This is a genomic window from Loktanella sp. M215 (genome assembly GCF_021735925.1).
In the GTDB taxonomy this organism is placed as follows: Bacteria; Pseudomonadota; Alphaproteobacteria; order Rhodobacterales; family Rhodobacteraceae; genus Loktanella.
Window position 1 is genome coordinate 1,578,634 of sequence record NZ_WMEA01000001.1, and the last position, 19,757, is coordinate 1,598,390.

The 19,757-nt window shown below is 63.4% G+C and carries 16 protein-coding genes, 1 pseudogene and 1 riboswitch; of the genes and pseudogenes, 7 read left to right on the top strand and 10 right to left on the bottom strand.

Annotated features, from left to right (window positions below; all coding sequences use genetic code 11):
* Positions 1–84: 84 nt before the first annotated feature.
* From GLR48_RS07735 to GLR48_RS07750, 4 genes are read right to left on the bottom strand one after another with little or no spacing between them, the layout of a single operon-like run.
* Positions 85–843, bottom strand: a complete 759-nt coding sequence (locus GLR48_RS07735) for an ABC transporter ATP-binding protein (protein WP_237060431.1) — start codon at positions 841–843, stop codon at positions 85–87.
* On the bottom strand, positions 840–1,823 hold the full coding sequence (locus tag GLR48_RS07740) for a FecCD family ABC transporter permease (protein ID WP_237060432.1): 984 nt from the start codon (positions 1,821–1,823) through the stop codon (positions 840–842). Before GLR48_RS07740 ends, GLR48_RS07735 begins: the two co-directional genes overlap by 4 nt.
* A complete protein-coding gene (locus GLR48_RS07745) occupies positions 1,820–2,656 on the bottom strand; it encodes an ABC transporter substrate-binding protein (protein WP_237060434.1) in 837 nt (278 codons plus the stop codon). Before GLR48_RS07745 ends, GLR48_RS07740 begins: the two co-directional genes overlap by 4 nt.
* The gene (locus GLR48_RS07750) at positions 2,643–4,502 is read right to left on the bottom strand and encodes a TonB-dependent receptor plug domain-containing protein (protein WP_237060436.1); all 1,860 of its coding nucleotides are present in this window, start codon (positions 4,500–4,502) and stop codon (positions 2,643–2,645) included. Before GLR48_RS07750 ends, GLR48_RS07745 begins: the two co-directional genes overlap by 14 nt.
* Before the next feature lie 125 nt (positions 4,503–4,627).
* Positions 4,628–4,834: riboswitch (cobalamin riboswitch) on the bottom strand.
* An 818-nt stretch (positions 4,835–5,652) separates the two neighbouring features.
* On the opposite strand from GLR48_RS07750, the gene GLR48_RS07755 reads away from it, so the two are divergent.
* Both GLR48_RS07755 and GLR48_RS07760 read left to right on the top strand, forming a co-directional pair.
* Positions 5,653–6,468, top strand: a complete 816-nt coding sequence (locus GLR48_RS07755) for a class I SAM-dependent methyltransferase (protein WP_237060438.1) — start codon at positions 5,653–5,655, stop codon at positions 6,466–6,468.
* A 484-nt stretch (positions 6,469–6,952) separates the two neighbouring features.
* Positions 6,953–8,284 carry an MFS transporter gene (locus GLR48_RS07760; RefSeq protein WP_237060440.1) on the top strand — a complete coding sequence of 444 codons (1,332 nt, stop codon included), beginning with the start codon at positions 6,953–6,955 and terminating at the stop codon, positions 8,282–8,284.
* A 182-nt stretch (positions 8,285–8,466) separates the two neighbouring features.
* Here GLR48_RS07760 and GLR48_RS07765 read toward each other — a convergent pair whose 3' ends face one another.
* The 4 genes from GLR48_RS07765 to GLR48_RS07780 all read right to left on the bottom strand — a co-directional run bounded on the left by GLR48_RS07765 (position 8,467) and on the right by GLR48_RS07780 (position 14,643).
* On the bottom strand, positions 8,467–8,853 hold the full coding sequence (locus GLR48_RS07765; protein ID WP_237060442.1) for a copper-binding protein: 387 nt from the start codon (positions 8,851–8,853) through the stop codon (positions 8,467–8,469).
* A 41-nt stretch (positions 8,854–8,894) separates the two neighbouring features.
* A complete protein-coding gene (locus tag GLR48_RS07770; RefSeq protein WP_237060444.1) occupies positions 8,895–12,086 on the bottom strand; it encodes an efflux RND transporter permease subunit in 3,192 nt (1,063 codons plus the stop codon).
* The gene (locus GLR48_RS07775) at positions 12,083–14,281 is read right to left on the bottom strand and encodes an efflux RND transporter periplasmic adaptor subunit (protein ID WP_237060445.1); all 2,199 of its coding nucleotides are present in this window, start codon (positions 14,279–14,281) and stop codon (positions 12,083–12,085) included. Before GLR48_RS07775 ends, GLR48_RS07770 begins: the two co-directional genes overlap by 4 nt.
* Before the next feature lie 98 nt (positions 14,282–14,379).
* Entirely contained in the window at positions 14,380–14,643 is a 264-nt protein-coding gene (locus GLR48_RS07780; RefSeq protein ID WP_237060447.1) for a hypothetical protein, read from the bottom strand.
* 279 nt (positions 14,644–14,922) lie between these two features.
* On the opposite strand from GLR48_RS07780, the gene GLR48_RS07785 reads away from it, so the two are divergent.
* The 5 genes from GLR48_RS07785 to GLR48_RS07805 all read left to right on the top strand — a co-directional run bounded on the left by GLR48_RS07785 (position 14,923) and on the right by GLR48_RS07805 (position 17,477).
* On the top strand, positions 14,923–15,243 hold the full coding sequence (locus GLR48_RS07785) for a hypothetical protein (protein ID WP_237060449.1): 321 nt from the start codon (positions 14,923–14,925) through the stop codon (positions 15,241–15,243).
* A gap of 82 nt (positions 15,244–15,325) precedes the next feature.
* Complete coding sequence (locus tag GLR48_RS07790) at positions 15,326–15,796, top strand: DUF411 domain-containing protein (RefSeq protein WP_237060450.1); 471 nt, start codon at positions 15,326–15,328, stop codon at positions 15,794–15,796.
* A complete protein-coding gene (locus tag GLR48_RS07795) occupies positions 15,793–16,254 on the top strand; it encodes a c-type cytochrome (protein WP_237060452.1) in 462 nt (153 codons plus the stop codon). Before GLR48_RS07790 ends, GLR48_RS07795 begins: the two co-directional genes overlap by 4 nt.
* Positions 16,251–16,592, top strand: coding sequence for a copper resistance CopC family protein (locus tag GLR48_RS07800; protein ID WP_237060454.1), 342 nt, complete (start codon positions 16,251–16,253; stop codon positions 16,590–16,592). The genes GLR48_RS07795 and GLR48_RS07800 overlap by 4 nt, the downstream gene beginning before the upstream one ends.
* A 6-nt stretch (positions 16,593–16,598) precedes the next feature.
* On the top strand, positions 16,599–17,477 hold the full coding sequence (locus GLR48_RS07805) for a copper resistance D family protein (protein ID WP_237060456.1): 879 nt from the start codon (positions 16,599–16,601) through the stop codon (positions 17,475–17,477).
* On the opposite strand, the pseudogene GLR48_RS07810 reads toward GLR48_RS07805, so the two are convergent.
* A pseudogene (locus tag GLR48_RS07810) lies at positions 17,452–17,670 on the bottom strand (hypothetical protein); the annotation flags it as partial. The gene GLR48_RS07805 and the pseudogene GLR48_RS07810 overlap by 26 nt on opposite strands.
* A gap of 950 nt (positions 17,671–18,620) precedes the next feature.
* Positions 18,621–19,619: a nuclease-related domain-containing protein gene (locus GLR48_RS07815; RefSeq protein WP_237060458.1), complete on the bottom strand. Its 999-nt coding sequence runs from the start codon at positions 19,617–19,619 to the stop codon at positions 18,621–18,623.
* Positions 19,620–19,757: the final 138 nt, after the last annotated feature.

The window sequence follows — 19,757 nt, forward strand, 5'->3', positions numbered from 1 at the left end:
GTCCTTGTGAAGATTGCCGAAAGCCAATCACACCGCCCACCGTCTGGCAAGCTGCTGTGGCGGGCCGCAACGATGACCGGAGGCCTAGTCCAGCGTATCCAGCGGCTGAAACACCATGCCGTCCGGAGTGACCTGCACCAGTGCCGCGACGCCGAAAACGTCGCGCACAACGGATGGCGTCAGCACCGCCTGCGGTGGACCGTCGGCCACCATCCCGCCTGTGTCGAGCACGATCAGGCGGGTGCAATGCCGCGCGGCGAGGCCCAGATCGTGCAGGGACACGATCACCGACCGCCCCTCTGCCGCGAGGGCTGTGAAGCGCTTCATCGTGCCGATCTGATGCGCGAGGTCGAGGCCCGCAATCGGCTCGTCCGCCATCAGCAAGGGCGCCTCTTGCGCCAGGGCGCGCGCGATCAGGACGCGCGCCTGTTCGCCGCCCGACAGCCGGGTGGCCACGCGGTGGCGAAAGGCGGTCAGGTCCATGCGGTCGATCGCGCTGTCGACGGCGGCGCGGTCCGCGGCAGTCGGGGTCTGGCCCGCTGCCAGATGCGGCGTGCGTCCCAGCAGGACCAGCGTCGCCACATCGACCGGCCATGCAATCTCCCGCGCCTGCGGCAACCACGCCACGGCACGGCCCCGCGCGCGGGGCGACAGCGCGGCCAGCGAACTGTGGCCCGTGGCGGGGATCAGCCCGAGCGCCGCGCGCATCAGCGTGGTCTTGCCGGCGCCATTGGGGCCGATCAGGCCGACGACCTCTCCTGCACCCACGCTCAGGTCGATGTCGCGCAGAACGGTCCGGCTGCGGCGCGTCACGCCAAGGCTGCGCAGGGTCAGCAGGGTCATGGCACGTCCCGCCGTGTGCGATAGATCAGGTGCAGGAACAGCGGCGCGCCGATTAGGGCGGTTACGACCCCCAGCTTCAGGTCGCGGTCCGGCAGGATCGCCCGCACCGCGATATCGGCCGCCAGCACCATGGCGGACCCTCCCAGCGCCGAGGCGAACAGCAACCGCCCGGGCCGCGCGCCGACAAACGGGCGCAGCAGATGCGGCACGACCAGCCCGACGAAGCCGATGGCGCCAGCGACAGCCGTCGAGGCACCGACGACCGCTGCCGTGCCGAAGATCAGCGTCAGGCGCATCCTGCGCAGTCCGATGCCCATCGCCTCTGCCGCGTCCTCGCCCAGCGTCAGGGCGTCCAAGCCGCGCGACAGGGTCGCCAGTGCGATGGCGCCCACCACGATCAGCGGCAGGGCGACCCAGACATGGGTCATTGACCGGTCGGCCAGCGACCCCATCATCCAGAACACGATCTCGTTCGCGGCAAAGGGATTGGGCGACAGGTTGAGCACCAGTGCCGTCAGGGCACCCGCCAATGCCGAAATGGCGATCCCGGCAAGGATCAGGCTCAGCGACGATCCCCGCGGCCCCGCCAGCAGCAGCACCGCACAGACCCCCACCACCGCGCCCGCCAGCGCCGCCAGCGGCAACCCCAGCGCCCATGTCGCGGCAAACCCCGTCTGGATCGCCAGCACGGCCCCCAAGGCCGCCGACCCCGACACGCCGATCAGGCCGGGGTCCGCCAGCGGATTGCGTAGATAGCCTTGCATCGCCGCCCCCGCCAGGCCCAGCGCGCCGCCGATCATCAGGCCCAGCAGGGCGCGTGGCAGGCGGATTTCGCGCATCACGAGGGTCATCGGGCCGTCGCCGCCAAGGATCAGCGCCCGCAGGCTGGGGACAGGTCCGATGTGGGCGGGACCGATCAGCAGGGCCGCGACGAAAAGCACGGCGACCAGCGTGGACAGGATCAGCGTCAGCCGCGTCATCGCCCGGTGTCCTGCAGGTCACGCCGCAGACCCGCCATCGTGTCGATGGCCCGCAGCACGAAGGGCGTGCCGCAGACCCAGTCGCGGTCCATCATCAGCGCACCGGGCTGCCCGGCCCGCAGGGCGGCGATCACCGGGTGATCCATGATCTCCTCTGACCGCGAAAAGCCCGCGTAGGGGACGCTGGTGATGACCGTGTCGGGGGCGGACATCGCCAGCACCTCCAGCGGCAGAAAGCCACCGTCGGCAAAGGCCGCCTCTGCCGCGACATTGTCCAGACCCGCGGTCGAGAGGATCTGCCCGGCAAGCGTCTGATCGCCCGAGGTGTAGCCATTGGCGGAGTAGAGCGCGGCTCGCGGGTTTGCGGTGGTGTCGGTCACGTAAGCCGCAAGCCGCGCCCGGTAATCCGCGACCAGCGTTGCCGCCTTGCCCTGCTGACCCAAAGCATCGCCCATCTGCGTCAGAAGCACGGCAATATCGTCCAGCGTATAGGCCGGTTCGAACATGACGACCGGAATGCCAAGACGGTCCAGCATCTGCACCGTGGCGCGCCGGGTAAAGGTCCCTGCGATCACGAGGTCGGGCTGCATCAGGTAGATTTCCTCTGCCAGACCGTAGTTCAGGGTGTAGCCCGCCGCGACCTCGGCCATGGCGGACCCGCGCGGATCGGCAGAGAGGGTCGAGACCGACAGAAGCTGACCCTCGCCCGCCACAAGCATCGCAAGCTGATCCGTGCACAGGTTCATCGACACGACACGCCGGGGCGCGTCGGCGTGGGCCGGGGCGGCGGCCAGCGCCGCCAGCCACAGGACAAGGGCCCTAGAACCGCGCATTGACGCCGACATAACCCGCGCGGCCGCGCGTCGCGTAACCCCAGACATCGACGGCCGGATCGTCGAACAGGTTGGTGACCCGCCCTGTCAGCGTGACACGCGCGGTCAGGTCATACTGCGCGGCCACGTCGACGGTGGTATAGGCCGGCAGCTTTGCCGTCTCATAGGCGCCAAAGAACTGCGCGTCATAGTTGCCAGAGACGTGCCTGACATCCGCCGACACCAGCCCGCGCCCGCCGAAGGTGTCCAGCGTCCCGCCCACCGTCAGCGTGTTGCGGGGGCGGCGCTGTTCCACGCTGCCGTCCGGGTTCGTGGCATCAAGGTAGGTATAGGCCATCCGCAGCGCGAGTGTATCCGTCGCCTGCAGGGTCCCCGTCAACTCGATCCCCTGCCGGTTGCTGTCGCCGGACTGGTTGACGAAGCTGAAGGTGCCCGCACCGGTGGCGACATCGGTGATCTCGTCGGTCAGCACTTCGTTGAAATAGGTCACGTCAAGCGTGCCGCGCCCGTCCAGCACCGGCAGCGTCACACCCACGTCGAAACTGGTGTTCCGCTCGGGCGTCAGGGCGGGGTTGCCGACATAGCCGAAGTCGGTGGCGTAAAGTTCGAAATAGGACGGGTTCACGATACCGACCCCGGCAGAGGCATGCAGCCGCGCGCCGCTTTGCCCGACGGGATAGGACAGGCCGACGTTCCAGGTCGCCGCATCCTCGAAGGTATCGTTGGCGTCAAAGCGTGCACCGGCCTGCACATCCAGCCCATTGTCGAAACTGCCACGGTATTCCAACGCCAGGGATGTCGCGGCGCGCGCATACAAAGGGTTCGACCGGCTGCTGTCGTTCTTGTGCTCTACCAGCACGTTCAGCAGGTGCCGCGTCTCGGCCACCGCAAGCCCGTCGAGGCCATAGCTCAGGCGGTATTTCAGCGCATCACGCTCTGTCCGGATCGGCGTGCCGCTTTCGTAAGCGGCCGTGTTGTCCGTGCGTTCATAGGACAGCCGGTGCGTCAGCCGCCGACCGAGGGTGTCGAGTTCCGCAAAGATCCCGCCGGTGGTTTCATCGCGGGTACTGAACAGCGTGGGATCGTCGACGATGGACCCGGCGGCGTCCAGGGCCGTGTAGTCCGCCGCATCGGTGTCATAATCCTGCTCTGACCGGCGCAGGGTGAACCCCAGCTTCAGCGCGTCCGTGGCCAGATAGTCGCCGGATAGAATGGCGGTGGTGCGGTCCATGCCGTCACGCTCTCCGCCGTCGCCGGACTGGTCGAAACCGTCGTCCTGCACGTGAGACAGCGCCAGCGACAGACCGCCGCGGTCCGTCCGGTGTGACAGAAAGGCGGTCGCTGTGTTGGCCGCACCCACCTCCAGCGATCCGCTGAGCGTGGTGCCGACCTGCCCCTTACGGGTGATGATGTTGATCACCCCGGCCGAGGCATCGGACCCGTAATAGACCGACTGCGGGCCGCGCAGCACCTCGATCTTCTCGATGTTCGCGGTCTCCAGCCCGCTGAGGATGTATTCCCCGTCGCCGCCCGCCGCGGCGATCCCGTCGATCAGGATCAGGGTATGGCTCGCCTCGCCACCACGGATGCGGACCTGCGTGTAGGTCGGGCCGGACCCGGTGACCGAAACGCCGGGCAAGGCGCGCAGCGCGTCCTGCACCGTGGCGATGCCCCGCGCCGCGATGTCGTCGGCCGTCACGACGCTGGCGGCACGCCCCAGCGCGCCCGCCGCGATGGGGGACAGACCGCCGGTGACGATGATCTCGTCAAGTGCAAAGGCATCCTGTGCCGTCGCGGATGTAAAAGGTGTCAGGGCCACGGAAGCCAGAAGTACGGAACGGAGCATGGGCATATCCCTCGGGTCGTCCCCGGTGGGGACGCATTTTCGATATGTCAGAGAGGGGGTATCCCCCGCAGACGGTGAAGACACCACAAGCGGACGCTCCGCAGCCCTGACGCCCCACGCGCCCGGACAGGGTGAACACCTCGGCAGGTCTCCTGACTCGCGGGTCAATGCTGGGCCGGTCCTTCCCATCACGCGGCGCGTGACAGTGGCATTGTCCGGCTTCGCTCTCCGCCTACAGTTGCGGGGGCAGTCGTGGATTAGGCCAATGGGCCGCACCACGTTCCCTTTTCACCGGACGGCAGACCGCCCGGACCGAAGTAGCCATGGTCTAACGCGTGGCATTGTTTTTGGAAAGGGGCGGCCTGCCCGCCTTCGCATCCGGCATCGCAGGCGACCATGGTCCGTCGGTTGGGGCAAGACTGCCCGGTCCGGGATCTGGCCCGCACCGCGTGCGTGGCTGAAGCCACGAAACGCGGTCACACGCTGGTACGGGACGGGCCATGAATGACACCGGTGCCCCACCGATCGCGCGGCATGACAACGACAGCAGGGATGCGGCGCGGCCGGACGTCCCCTTGATGATCACTCATCAGGCTCACCCTGATCTCTTCTACTTTCGTCGTCTCTGATACTCATATCTATTGCCTGGATATCCTCCGCCCTCGCGAGATGAACGTCCCACGAGAGGGGTCGGGTAACAGGGGTGGTCTGAAAAGCCCTCAGCCCAGGCCGAGCCACGTCCTGTCGCTTCTGAAGACGCGAGCCTGACGGTGCACGGTGGGGCACCCCCGCACGGGTGCACTTCCCGGGGCATTCATGGCCCTAGGGAGGCCCTGAGATCCAATCGACTAAGGATCTGAGGTCGCTGGCCGGGAAGGTGGAATTTCATGCTAGGTGACTGATTATTTAGATATTTATCAAGCAGAAGTAGATGGCGCCAAGCGTGCGGAGAGGGAAAGTCCCATGTGTCTTGGTCTGCAAATCAACCGAACTGGACGCCAGAAAGTCGTCTCCTCGGCTGGACACGAGAATGTCGAAATCAAGAGATTGGGTTGTTTGACAGGGGGCTCGACTGCTGCGTGATGATTGATATTTTCGGTCGAGGCTGCCAAGGTTGCACAGAGCGCTGATACATCAGAAAGGGCTGCGTATGGATTGGAACGCGATGGCGGCACCATGGTTGCGCGTTGAGGCCGAGACCGATGCCGCTCATGCCCCGGTTCGCAAAGCCCTCATGGCGAAGGCCGCGTTGCGCGTGGGTCAATCGGTTCTCGATATCGGACCCGGAGCCGGGGTCTCGCTTCTTGATGCCGCCGATGCAGTGGGCCCGACAGGTCATGTCACCGGTATTGAAATTGCGCCGCCGTTTGCAGCGCGCGCCAAGTCGCGCGTTCCGGCCAATGTTGAAGTTTGCATTGGCAATGCCGCGGATTACCCTTTCGATTCAAGCGGTTTCGATGCCGCAATATCGCTTTTTGGCGTGATGTTCTTTGCCGATCCAGTTGCGGCCTTCGAGCATATCCGCAGCGTATGCAAACCCGGAGCGGCGCTCACCTTTGCCTGCTGGGGGCCACCGGAGGACAATCCATGGTTTGGCATGCCAAGTCGCGTTGCCGCTGAGGTCTTCGGCCCTGGCCCGGCCTTTGATCCTGATGCGCCCGGACCGATGGCCTTGGGCAACAAAGATAAGATCAACCGCATTCTTTCTGCCGCAGGCTGGGTTGTGGACATCGACACCAAGGCGCTGCACCTTACCCCAAATGGCAGTCCGGACGACGTGGGTGCTCTGCAAATGACGATTGGCGCTGCTGCGATGCGCATGCGGATCGCCAAAGAGGCAGGAACTCTGGATGAAAGCCATCGTGACGCGGTGCGCACCGGACTGATCGCAGGATTTTCCGAAATGGTTGAGGGGGGTGATGTCCGGGTGCCTGCAGTGGTTCATGTCGTCCGGGCCGTGGCCTGAAATCATCGGGCTTGGCAAAGCGGGCGCATGAGTTTTGCCGTGTGGACCTGCCGCCAAACTGCGAATTGATCCCGCGCGCCCCAGTGCGATGTCATGACCTGCGCCGCGCCAGTTCGAGCCTTGGCCGTTCAAGTGCAAGGCGACTGGTGGCCTTGAAAAAACAGCTCCACGACCTCGGCTGCATCGCAAACCGGGGCTTTGACCTGTGCGCCGCTTCTGCCCCACAGCCCGGACATCATCACAGGTGCGATCAGGGAGAGCAGCTTTTGTAGCGGCCCCCCGGACCGATGGCGCTTCAGTTCTGGTGTACGGACATGATGCGGGCCGCGCTTTGCAGGGGCGGCAAGAGCGCCGATGTCGCGTCGCGCCGTTCTGCAAACATCCCCATGTGACCAATATCCTGCCGTGCAGCGAATCGCAGCTTTCGATAAAGCCGCCTGCGACGTATGTCTGGCGGGCCATTCTCACCGTCGAGGCAGACGTCATGCTTTCCGTCCTTGCAGACCGCACCTATCGACATCTGTTCGTGGCACAAATCGTGGCCCTGCTGGGCACAGGCATGGCAACCGTCGCGCTGGGGCTGCTGGCCTATGATCTGGCAGGTGACCGCGCGGCGCTCGTTCTGGGCACGGTGTTCACGATCAAGATGATCGCCTACGTCGGTATTGCGCCCATTGCGGGGGCCTTCGCAAACCGCTGGCCCAGACGCGCCATGCTGGTCAGCCTTGATCTGGTCCGCGCGGTGGTGGCGCTGTGCCTGCCGTTCGTGACCGAGATCTGGCAGGTCTATATCCTGATCTTCCTGCTGCAATCCGCCTCGGCCGCATTCACGCCGACGTTTCAGGCCACGATCCCCGACATCTTGCCGGAAGAGGACCGCTACACCCGGGCCTTGTCCCTGTCGCGGCTGGCCTATGATCTGGAGAACCTGATCAGCCCGACGCTGGCCGCGATCCTGCTGGCCTTCGTCAGCTATCAGGTGCTGTTCTATGGCACCGTCATCGGGTTCATCGGATCGGCACTGTTGGTCGCCTCGGTGCTGTTGCCAAGTCCGCAACCTACCGCGCCCCGCGGTATTTACGACCGGACCACGCGCGGGCTGCGCATCTATCTCGCGACGCCACGGCTGCGGGGGCTTTTGTCACTGAACCTCGCGGCCGCTGCGGCCGGGGCGATGGTTCTGGTGAATACCGTCATCCTGGTCAAATCCGATCTGGGGCTCGGCGACCGGCAGGTTGCCATGGCGCTGGGGGCCTTCGGTGGCGGCTCCATGCTGGCGGCACTGGCCCTGCCGCGACTTCTCGACACCCGGCCGGATCGCCCGGTGATGATTGCTGGCGCGTCAAGTCTGGTCGTCGTCCTGCTGGCCTTGGGCCTTTGGGTCGCCGTCGCTGGCCCTGTATGGAGCGTCCTGCTCTTGGGGTGGCTCGCCATCGGTGTCGGCTATTCGGTCGTGCTGACGCCATCGGGTCGCCTTCTGAAACGATCCGCCCACCCGGAGGATCGGCCAGCGGTTTATGCGGCACAGTTCGCATTGTCGCATGCCTGTTGGCTGCTGACTTACCCTCTGTCCGGCTGGCTGATCACCGCCTTCGGTCCCGTCGTCGCGTTCGTGGGTCTGGCACTGGTGGCCGCGGCCGGGCTTATGGCGGGCATGGTGTTCTGGCCGCAGCAACTGGACGAGGCGCAGCCTCACAGTCACGATGACCTGCCACAGGATCATCCGCATCTTGCCGGGGGGCGGACCCACAGCCATCCCGTTGTGATCGACGATTATCATCCCCACTGGCCGCGGGCAGAGAGCGCGCCCAATTGACTTGAGGCCACATCGTGGACCTTTCTGACCCCGTTCACGGTCTGCGCGGGGTCGTGAAATCCGGGATGATGATAAGGTGTCACGTCGCGTCGCAAGCACGATCTGCATCGGACCTGTTCTTGCGGGTCCATTTCCTTGGAGAGAGGAGTCGAGGCCCAGTGCACCGGGCCCCGACCGGTCGGTCACATCTCCGGCACGAGTGCTGCGACGTCATACATGCCGTCTTCGCCCTTGATCAACATCATCGTCACGGCCTGGCCATCGGCGATCTCGTCCATGCCCGCGGCGTTTTCGATCAGGGTCATGTCCATCGTCATCGCGGGCCAGCCGATTTCGGGGATCGGCTCGTGGCTGACGTTGACGGTGCCGTCGCCGAATGAATTGACGACGGCCTTCACGTGAACGGCGCCGTCCAGCATCGCCTGATCCATCGGCATGTCGCCGTGGTCCATCGTGCCGTGGTCCATCGACATCGTGCCGTGGTCCATGCCGCTCATGTCGGTGGTCTGGGCAAAGGCCGTGCCGGCGCTCAGCATCAGGCCTGTCAGCAGTGTCAGTGTCTTTTGCATTGTCGTCTCCTTCTTGGGGTTTGGGTTATGGATGCGGGCGGTCATTCGCCCGGCACCGCATGGGGTGGGACGGTGGACGCGTCATGCGTCCCTGTCCGGCGTTCGGCGTTGACCCGGTTCAGCGCAAAGCGTTTCCAGATCACGAAGATTGCGGGAATGACCAGCAGGGTCAGCAGGGTGGCGGTCGCCATGCCGCCGACCATCGGCGCGGCAATACGCTGCATGATTTCCGACCCGGTGCCGTGGCCATACATGATCGGGATCAGCCCGGCGAAGATCGTGGCGACGGTCATGACCTTGGGCCGGACCCGCAGCAGCGCGCCTTCGAACACGACCTGTTCGACGTCCAGCGGCGTCAGGTCGCGCTGTTCGGCCACGGCGACAGATTTGCGCTTTTCCCACGCGAGGTTGAGGTAAAGCAGCATGACGATGGCCGTTTCCACAGCGACCCCGGCCAAGGCAATAAATCCGACCAGAACAGCGACCGAGATATCGAAGCTGAGATACCAGATCAGCCAGACGCCTCCCGCCAGTGCGACGGGCAAGGCGGCGAGGATGATCGCCACCTCTGTGACACGGCTGAAGGCCATGAACAGCATCAGCGTGATGATCAGCAGGGTCGCGGGGGCCACCAGCGTCAGCCGGTCCTGCATCCGTTCGATATATTCGTATTGCCCGGACCAGGCGATGGAATATCCCGTCGGCAGATCGACGGTGCGGGCGACAAGGTCGCGCGCCTCGTTCACATAGCCGCCCAGATCGCGCCCCGCGATGTCGATGAAGACAAAGCCGGTGCGCCGCGCGTTCTCGGACCGGATCATGCCGGGGCCGTCAACGATGGCGACCTCTGCAATCGCGCCCAGCGGGATATGTGCGCCCGACGGGGTGACGACCGGCAGATCGCGCAGGCGTTCGGGGCTGTTGCGCCATTCCTGCGGATACCGCAGGTTGATCGGAAAGCGCTCCAACCCTTCGACGCTCTCGGAGACCTGCATCCCGCCGATGGCGGTCTGCACGACATCCTGCACATCTCGCACGCTCATCATGTAGCGGGCGGCGGCGTCACGATCGACGTTGATCTCGATGAAGCGTCCACCCACGGGGCGCTCGGCATAGGCCGAGGCTGTGCCGTCGATCCCGGCGACGGCCTGTTCGACCGCGATGCCGATGGTTTCGATCACCTTCAGATCAGCGCCAGAGATCTTGACGCCAACGGGTGTCTTGATGCCGGTGGCCAGCATGTCGATGCGGTTCTTGATCGGCTGAATCCAGACGTTGGTGACGCCGGGGATCTGCACGGCGCGGTCCAGTTCTGCGCGGATGGCGTCCATGGTCATGCCCTCGCGCCAATCGGCCTCTGGCCGCAGCTGCACGGTGGTTTCGATCATGGTCAGGGGCGCTGGATCGGTGGCGCTGTCGGCGCGGCCCAGCTTGCCGTGGACGGTCAGCACCTCTGGCACGGTGGCGATCAGGCGGTCTGTCTGTTGCAGGACTTCGCGCGCCTTGCCGATGGACACGCCGGGGTAGAGGGACGGCATGTAAAGGAAATCGCCCTCGTTCAGTTCGGGCATGAATTCGGTGCCGATGCGTTGCAGGGGCCACGCCATCGACCCCACCAGCGCCACGGCCAGCAGCGTCGTGGCATAGGGCCAGGCGACGGCGGCATCCAGGAACGGGCGGTAAATCCAGATGACAAGGCGGTTCAGCGGGTTCTTGTGTTCGGGCAGGATACGGCCGCGGACAAAGTAGCCCATCAGCACCGGCACCAGCGTGATCGACAGGATGGACGCGGCGGCCATGGCGTAGGTCTTGGTGAAGGCCAGCGGCTTGAACAGGCGGCCTTCCTGACTTTCCAGGACGAACACCGGCAGGAAACTGACCGCGATGATGGCGAGCGAGAAGAAAAGCGCAGGGCCCACTTCCTCGCAACACTCGGTCACGATCCGCCAGCGGTTCTGCGGCGTCAAAGGTTCCTTTTCGATCCGCCTGTGCATCGCCTCGATCATGACAATCGCGGCGTCCACCATCGCGCCGATGGCGATGGCGATGCCGCCAAGGGACATGATGTTGGCGTTCACGCCTTGCAGCTTCATCACGATAACTGCGACGAAAATACCCAAAGGCAGCGACAGCACGATGACCAGCGACGACCGGATATGCAAAAGGAAGGCCGCACAGACCAGCACGACAACGATGAACTCCTCGGTCAGTTTGTCTGACAGGTTTTCGATCGCGCGTTCGATCACGCCCGCACGGTTGTAGGTCGTGACAATCTCGACGCCTTCGGGCAGGTTCGGGCGCAAGTCCGCGATCCGCGCCTCGACCGCCTTGATCGTGGACAGGGCGTTGCCGCCCCAGCGCAGGATCACGACACCGCCGACGGCGTCGCCCTGACCGTCGAATTCACCCACGCCGCGCCGCAGTTCCGGCCCCAGCCGGATGTCGGCCACGTCGCCCAGCGACACGGCAGCCCCGCGCGCGTTGACGATCAGCGGGGCGCTGGCCAGATCGGACAGTTCGTCCACATAGCCGGTGGACCGGACCATGTATTCCGCCTCGCCCATCTCGATCACGCTGCCGCCGGTTTCGCGGTTCGCGCCCTGAATGGCACCCCGCACTTGGGCCAGTGTCAGGTCATAGGCGCGCAGTTTGTTGGGGTCGATGACGACCTGATACTGCTTGACCATGCCGCCGATGGTGGCGACTTCCGACACGCCATCGACGGTCTGAAGTTCGTATTTCAGGAACCAGTCCTGAAGGGTGCGCAGTTCGGCAAGGTCATGGTTTCCCGTGCGATCGATCAGCGCGTATTGATAGATCCAGCCGACGCCCGTCGCGTCAGGCCCCAGTTCGGGCGACACGCCTTCGGGCAGGTTCGATGTGATCTGGCCAAGGTATTCCAGCACGCGGGTCCGCGCCCAATACAGGTCCGTGCCGTCCTCGAACACGACATAGACGTAGCTGTCGCCAAAGAACGAAAAGCCGCGCACGTCCGTCGCCCCCGGCACCGCCAGCATCGCGGTGGTTATCGGATAGGTGACCTGATCCTCGACCACCTGCGGGGCCTGACCGGCATAAGGAGTCTTGATGATGACCTGCACGTCGGACAGGTCGGGGATCGCGTCGACGGGCGTTGCGCGCACGGCCCAGACGCCTGCGATGGCGATCATGACCGAGATCGCGATGACCAGAAACCGGTTGGCAATGGACGCGCGAATGACGGCGGGGATCATTGGCGGACCTGCGGGTCATTGGCCACACCGACAAGGGTCAGGCTGAAATCCGCGTTGCGCGTCATCAGCAGCGTCATGTCCTGCCCTGTCGGCAGATCGCCTGCGGCCAGCGTCGGGGCCACGGCAAAGTCCATCGTCATGCCGGGCATCCCGATGTCGACCATCGGGCCGTGGGTGATGTTGGCCATGCCGGTTGCAGGGTCGACGGCGTTGATCGTGCCTGACACCTCCATCGGGGGTTCCGGTGCTGCGACCTGCGCCAGCACCATCGTCATGCCGTCGGGGCGGTCAAACGTCAGCGTGGTTTCCACGCCGACGGGCAAGGTCGCGGGATCGACGGCGCTGGTCAGATCGAAATCCATCGTCATGCCGGGCATGCCGGTTTCCGCGATATTGCCATGGGTAATCGTGGCGCGGCGGGACGCGATATCGACGGCGTCGATGGTGCCCGCGACGGTGATCGGTGCGGCGGTGGGGTCCGGAGTGGCTGCCGTGGTTTCCGGCATCTCCATCTGCATGGCGTCATCCACCGGACGCACGCCGACGATCACATAGGTATCACCGTCTTTCACCAGATCGAAATTCACCGGCGTGCCGACCGTGACGGCGGCGGTATCCACGCCCATCACGGGCATGTCCATCACCATCGCGGGCCAGCCCAGATCGGGGATCGGGTCGTGGTTCATCGTCAATTTGCCGTCGGCGGTGACGGCTTCAACCACGCCGGTGCCTGTCGCGGCGATGCCGTCATCGCGGCCCAGATCGGACAGATAGAGCAAACCGCCAGCGCCCCGCGCGATCTGGAACGCCACGTCCTGCCCGGTCGTGGCGTCATCCACCGCAACATCGGCGCGGACAGGGAAATCCGTCGTCATCGCTGGCCAGCCGATCCCGTCAAGCGCCCCGTGCCTGATCGTTGCCGTCCGCGTGTCAGTATCAAACGCCACCAGCGTGCCGACGCCCTTGGCGGGTGCCGCGTCCGTCGGGGCCATGCGCATCAGACCGGCGCTCAGCGCGCTTTCGCTGTCGATCAGGAACTGGGCAGAGGCCACGACCTCGTCCCCCGCCGCCAACCCCTGCACAACCTCGGTGCGGCCGCCTTCGTCGAAGTCGTCGCGCAGGCCGGTGGTGATCAGGCGCGGGGCAAAGGTGCCTTCGCCGGTTTTCAGGATCACACGCTCGGCGCTGCCGGTGCGGATGATCGCCTCTGTGGGCACGGTCAGGGCAAGGCGCGACGCGCCGGGCGACAACGCGACCGAGGCGAACATGTTGGGCTTCAACAGGCCTTCGGCGTTGTCCACGACCAGCCGCACGGGCAGCGTGCGCGTCTTGGCGTCGAGTTCGGGATAGATGTAATCGACCCGTCCTTCGAAGACGCGACCGTTCATGTGGTCGAACCGGATCGCGGCGGTCATGTCGTCGGTCAGGCGGTCGATGTCACGCTCGAACACGTCGACGACCAGCCAGACGGTCGCAAGGTCGGTCAGCGACACGGCGCGGGTATTGGGTTGCAGATACATGCCGTCCGCTGCCTCGATCCCGATGACGACGCCGTCCTGCGGGGCATAGACCGACAGGTTGCGGGCGATCTCGCGGGTGGCCTCGACCTCTTCGATCTGGCGGTCTGACATGCCGACGCTGCGCAAGCGATTGCGCGAAATCTCGATGATGCGGCGGTTGCCGTCCTCAAGGGCACGGATGTGGTCCGCGCTGGCCGATCCGATTTCCGGCGAGAACATCGAGAACAGCAGCTCGTCCTTTGCAACGCGGTCACCGATGGCGCGGACCTTCAGATCCTCGATCCAGCCTTCGACGCGGGTGTGAACATGGCTGGTCAGGTGTTCGTCGTAACCGACGTAGCCGACAGTCTGGATCGTCTGGGAGATATCCTGTGCGGTGGCGACAGCGGTGCGCACGCCGATGGCGTTGATCTCGGCCGGGGACAAGGTGACGGTGGACGGGTCCGCGGCGGGCGCGTCGCCGGCGTAGACCGGGATCAGGTCCATGCCCATGGGGGATTTGCCGGGACCGTCCTTGCGGAAGTTCGCATCCATCGGTGCAACCCAATACAGGATGTCCGGCCCTGTGTCGGCCATGGCGTCATCGCGGTTGAAGTAGAACCGTTCCGCCGAAATACCCCCCGCCAGACCAACCCCAAGTGCCAGAATCGAAAGTGCTGCGTAGCGTCCGCTCATCGTTGTGCCCCCACGCGGCCCGTCAGTGTGGGCCGGGAATAAAGATCAATCGCAAGGGTTGCGCTGCCGCAGTGGACAGCCCGACCCCGAGGTTCTGATCAGGCGTATTTTGGGGGTTTGCGCAGCATCGCGGGGCTGATGCTGCCGGGGGCGACGTCAGGGGGCAGGACATTGCCGACACGGATCACGATGGATCGCATTGCGCCTTGGGGCAGCGCAAAGGGCAGGGCGTAGAAACAGATCATGCCGGCGCAGGCGTCGCCGGTGCCGTGGTCCATCTGTGTCGTCTCTGTTCCGTTTTCGTGGTGCGCGTGGGCATCCATCGTCATGTCAGCAACGCTTACATCACGATCCATGCTCATCGCGGCATGCGCCGTTTGCGGCGCAAGCAGGCTCACGACAGCGCAAAGCACCAAAAGGTGCCGCAGGACCGCGAACAGGCGTGATGGCGATGGGAACGACATGACATCGGGATACTGGCGCGGCGTAAAACTGCAAGTCACAAAACCAACAGGTCATGTGTCAAATGCGGTCATGATGCCGCACCACGATCCAGCGCCGACTGCAAAAAGCAGCGGTGCGACGCCACGTCCAGTGACGATCTCTTGCTTTTGCGATCATAGCCGCCTTAGGTATCGCCCATGTCGATGATCCGCGCCCTGATGGTCCTTGTGGTCCTGTGCACCACCTTTGCCGCCAGCGTGTCCGCTGGCGCGCATACGCACGACGCGGGTGCCGTCAGCCATGGGGTGACGGATGCCGTTTCGACAATCGCCACGTCCGATTGCTGCGATCACAGCACCGAGCGCGCGCCGGTCTGCCATGTCTGGGTCGCTCTTTTGCCGCACACCGACGCGGCACCCTGCGCGGCCATCTTACGGCGTGCCGGCACCATCGGGCCGCCCGTCAGGCTGTCCGGTCTGGCGCCGCCATTCCCCCTCGATCCTCCGCGAGCAGGCTGAGTCATTAGCCCTTCTATACCGACGCATCCGGTGAGAGTTCATCGGATTGCGCAATATGCTCACGTTTTCGAGGATCAAGATCATGAAAGCCATCAAACACACCCTGTCCGCCATCGCGATCGGCCTGTCTGCATGGGCGTTGCCCGCCACAGCGCAATCGGCGGCCCCGATGTCAGACCACGCCATGCACGTCGCCAAAAGCCCGACCTGCGGCTGCTGCGAGGCTTGGGTTGATCTGGCCCGGATCGAAGGGTTCGACGTCACCGCGACCGACATGGACGATGTGACCCCCGCCAAGACGCAGGCCGGCGTCCCGCAAAACCTGTGGTCCTGCCATACCGCTGTCGTCGACGGCTACGTCATCGAAGGTCACGTGCCGTTCGACGCCATCGCCAAGCTGCTGCGCGACCGCCCCGCGATCACCGGCATCTCGGCGCCCGGCATGCCGATGGGCTCGCCCGGCATGGGCGACGACCCGACCGCGCGTTTCGATGTGATCGCCTTCGGCGGTGAAGCGATCCCCGGCGAAATCTATTTTCAGGCAGGCGAATGAAGCGCAGCCTGATCGCGGGCATCGGTGTGGCGGCGGCGGGGGCGATCTGGTTCGTCACCGCCGATCGCACGGCGCAGGCCGAGACCATCACCTTGCGGCCCGATGACGCCGGGATCGTGGCGACGGGTGCCGAGATCTATGCCACCACCTGCGCCAGCTGCCACGGTGCGGCGCTGGAGGGGCAGCCGAATTGGAAATCCCGCAACGCAGACGGCCGGCTGCCGGCGCCGCCGCACGACGCCAGCGGGCACACATGGCATCACGACAGCGCCACCCTGTTCACCCTGACCAAGCTGGGGGTGGCCGAAATGATCGGCGACCCGGCTTACCAGTCCGACATGCCCGCCTACGCAGGCACCTTGACCGACGATCAGATCATCGCCGTGCTCAGCTACATCAAATCCACATGGCCGCAGACCATCCGCGACAGCCATGACATGAGGGACCAACCATCGTGAAAACAGCCATTCTGACCATAGCCTTCGCGCTGACCGCAAGCTTTGCATTCGCCCATGCCAAACCGGCGACGATGACGCCGGCGGACGGATCGACCGGGACCGCACCGGCCATCATCGAAATTCACTTTGACGACCCCATGCGTGTCACGGCCTTTACCCTGACCGGGCCGGATGGCGACATTGCCGTCACCCGCGCCGTGGGCATGGAGCCTGTCACCGATTTCAGCGTCACCCCCGATGATGCCTTGTCATCCGCCGCTTACACCGTGGACTGGCGTGGCATGTCGACGGATGGGCATCCGATGCAGGGCAGCTTCGGCTTCACGGTCGCGGACTGATCTGGGGTGGAGGGGGCTGCCGACATCGACGGTCTGGCCATTGCGGCCATTCTGGCAAAGGCCGCGGGCTATGCCGCGGCCTTGCTGGCCATGGGCGGTCCGTTGTTCGTAACCGGCTTTCGGCAACCACCCAAGGACGTGTCGCGGCTTGCGCGCCAGATTGCCGTGGCTGCGGCCCTCGTCGGTCTTGCGGTGCTGGCGCTGCGCTTTGGTATCCGGGCGGCGCGGATTTCAGGCATGGGGCTTTCGGGCGCCGTCGATCCCCTGATGCTGGGGTTCGTCTGGGACTCGCCGCTGGGCACGGCGGCCATCTGGCGTGGGGCGGGTTATGCCTGCATCCTTGCCCTGCTTCTGCGGCATCCGGCGGGCAAAGGTCTGTCACTGATCGGCACCCTGCTGATCGCCGTGTCCTATACCCGCGTCGGACATGCATTAAGCGATCCGCAGGTCGTGCTGTCGGCCTGTCTGGTGGCGCATCTTCTGGCGCTGGCGCTGTGGATTGCCGCACTGATCCCGTTGCGCCGTTCAGCTGGCCTGCCCGGGGCGGCGGCTTTGCTGCATGACTTTGGCCGCGTGGCCAGCGTGACCGTGCCGCTTTTGATCGTTGTCGGTCTTGTGTTTGCGTGGGTCATGGTCGGGTCGGTCTCGGCCTTGGTCGGGACCGCATACGGGCTCACGCTGCTGATCAAGGTCGCGCTTGTCTCCGTCCTGCTGTCGCTGGCGGCGCTGAACAAATGGCGTCTGGTGCCTGCCTTGGCACAAGACTTGCCCCATGCTATCGCCGCGCTGCGGCGCGCAATCACGCTGGAAATGGCGGTTGTCGGCCTGATCCTGCTGGCGACGGCGACACTCACGTCCGTCACGACGCCACCCCTCCATTTGTAGACATCATAATGGGGAAAAGCGGCAGCTCGGCGGCTAAGGCCAAGCTGACCTCAATCGGCGTCTTTTCCAGCCGGCCGATGAGTTCCTGAAATTTCGCGTGCTGATCGGCCGGATCACCGCTGTCGATAGCGGCTTGCACGCAATGATGTATGTGGTCCTCCAGGAACAGACGCGCGACGCCCTCCAGTGCGCACCTGACGCCGGCGGTTTTACCGTCGGTCGGTCAACTGCGTAGAACTTGTTGTCCCGGTTGATGAACCATGAACTTGCAAGGGTGTGGCCCCTGAAGAAGCGAGGCTCACGGTGCACAAAAGGCCAACCTACATGCAGGGGAACTATCCGGGGCATTTCTGGCCCTAGTTAGGCCGTCCGGCCCAATCGACTAAGTGTCTGAGATCGCTGGCTGGGGTGGTAGGAACCCCTGCCTTTCGATCACCTTCATCGCCTTACTCTACCAAGGCCCAGAAGTGGGGCATTTACGGGGGCCTTTTCGTATCCTGGGCTCAGGTCACCCATGACCAAGCTGCCACCTTTCGGGGGGCTTCTGGTGCTCTCTGCGGGATACTCAGGTGAGGACTAGTCTGATGCCGGAAGAAGTAGTGGAGCTAGGCCCCCGCCCGAACACCCCTGAGGCCCTGATGGTGGGGAGTGTGGGTGGGTGGTCAGCTGATGAGTGCTGTGTGGGTGGGGATAGAGGGGGGAGGTAATAGGTATAAGTAATGGATGAGAAGGAAGAAGAAGGAAGAGGAGGACTGAGGGAGAGGGAGATTAGGGTGGGGGGGGGTGTGTGATTAGGTGAAGGGGGTGGTGATGGGATCCGGGGGGATGACCAAGAATGATCACAAGGTTAGCGAGAACCTATTGACTGAGTCTTCAGTGCTGTGTCGGAGCGCGATGGCTTAAAGAGACCTGAAGCCGAGCATTAATTGACCCTTCATTTGCCAGCATCATCAATGTGCGACAAACTTAAGCATTTCATGTCGCAGAGCTGCGCATTCAACATCTTCATCCTTAGTCAAAATGTGTTATCTTGATAGCGAGTAATTAGATAGAGCAGGTCGAACGTTGGCAGTACTGTGCGATAAGAAATTTCGACGAACGTCAGTTATTGCTATTGAAGCGAGTTGTGTGAATGAGTGCTAATCAGCCCCGTACCATTCTAACAATTCGTGAAAGCTCAATACTTTCCGGCTGTTTTTGGCCAGCCGCATGAAACAAAACACTATCGCGAGACGAAATGGGAATCGATTCGTACGGCTCTGATAAGGAAATTAAGGGTGATGAGCCAAGCAAGGCAGCAAAGAACAGGAATAGCTTATTTCGCTTGCACTTTACGGCGATGGTTCTGCCACTCGCCAATTCTTTGAGCGAAAATGACTGCCCGTTTGCACGAAGGTATCTCAGGTCGCCTGAAAGAACGCGGCCACCGTAGAGCTCCAGCTTGTCGAAGGTCTCAAGGTGCGAAACGGCATGGGTTGCTGCATCAAAATCATGAGTAGGAATAGCACTGAAGAAGCCATCTGCGGCGATCTGGCCGGCTTCCCGTTCGAGGCATAGCTCCAGTACAGACATCATGAAACGCTCACCGAACCCCGACGCCTTCTGATGGCTTAAGAACTTTTCCAGCTCGTGATGCATAATTATTTCATCGCGGTTTGCTATCTCAAGTGGTATTCTGACATTTCTATTCCATAGTATCACTCGGCTTATTCGAGCTTTTGGAACACGAATACCCTTCGATTCCAAGAATGCACAAAGACTGTCAAGCTTCTTCTGATTTTTTTGCAGCGGATCTTCGTGAGAGATCTGTTGACCATTGCGCCGCTCTTGAACCCAAGAAGATCCGGACAGACGCACTGAGCCAGACCAAGCTTTGATTTCGATTGCACTAATCTGTTTGTGAGAGACAACTATCAGGTCAATTTCGTAGCGGTCTCGCCATGGCGAAGAAACATTGGACGGGACACGCTTCGAATGGAAGATACTCGCCGATTTCCAACTTAGGTGGTTCGAGACCATCGACCGGAGCGCGATTTCCGCGTCTCTGCCTGCGATGACATCACCTAGTTCGGGTTCTGCCTTAATCGAGACAATGTCACGCCAAACCTCTAATCTCGAAATATCCTTAACCCTTTGCGCCATTTGTAACTCTTTGCTTTATCTCAGATTATTTAGCAGCAGAGTATCTATAGTTCAAGCTTCTTGGAGGTGATCGAGCCAATTCGCCACAATCTACGCGGTAACTTAAGTGCGACCGACTGCAGAGCGCATTGCATTTTC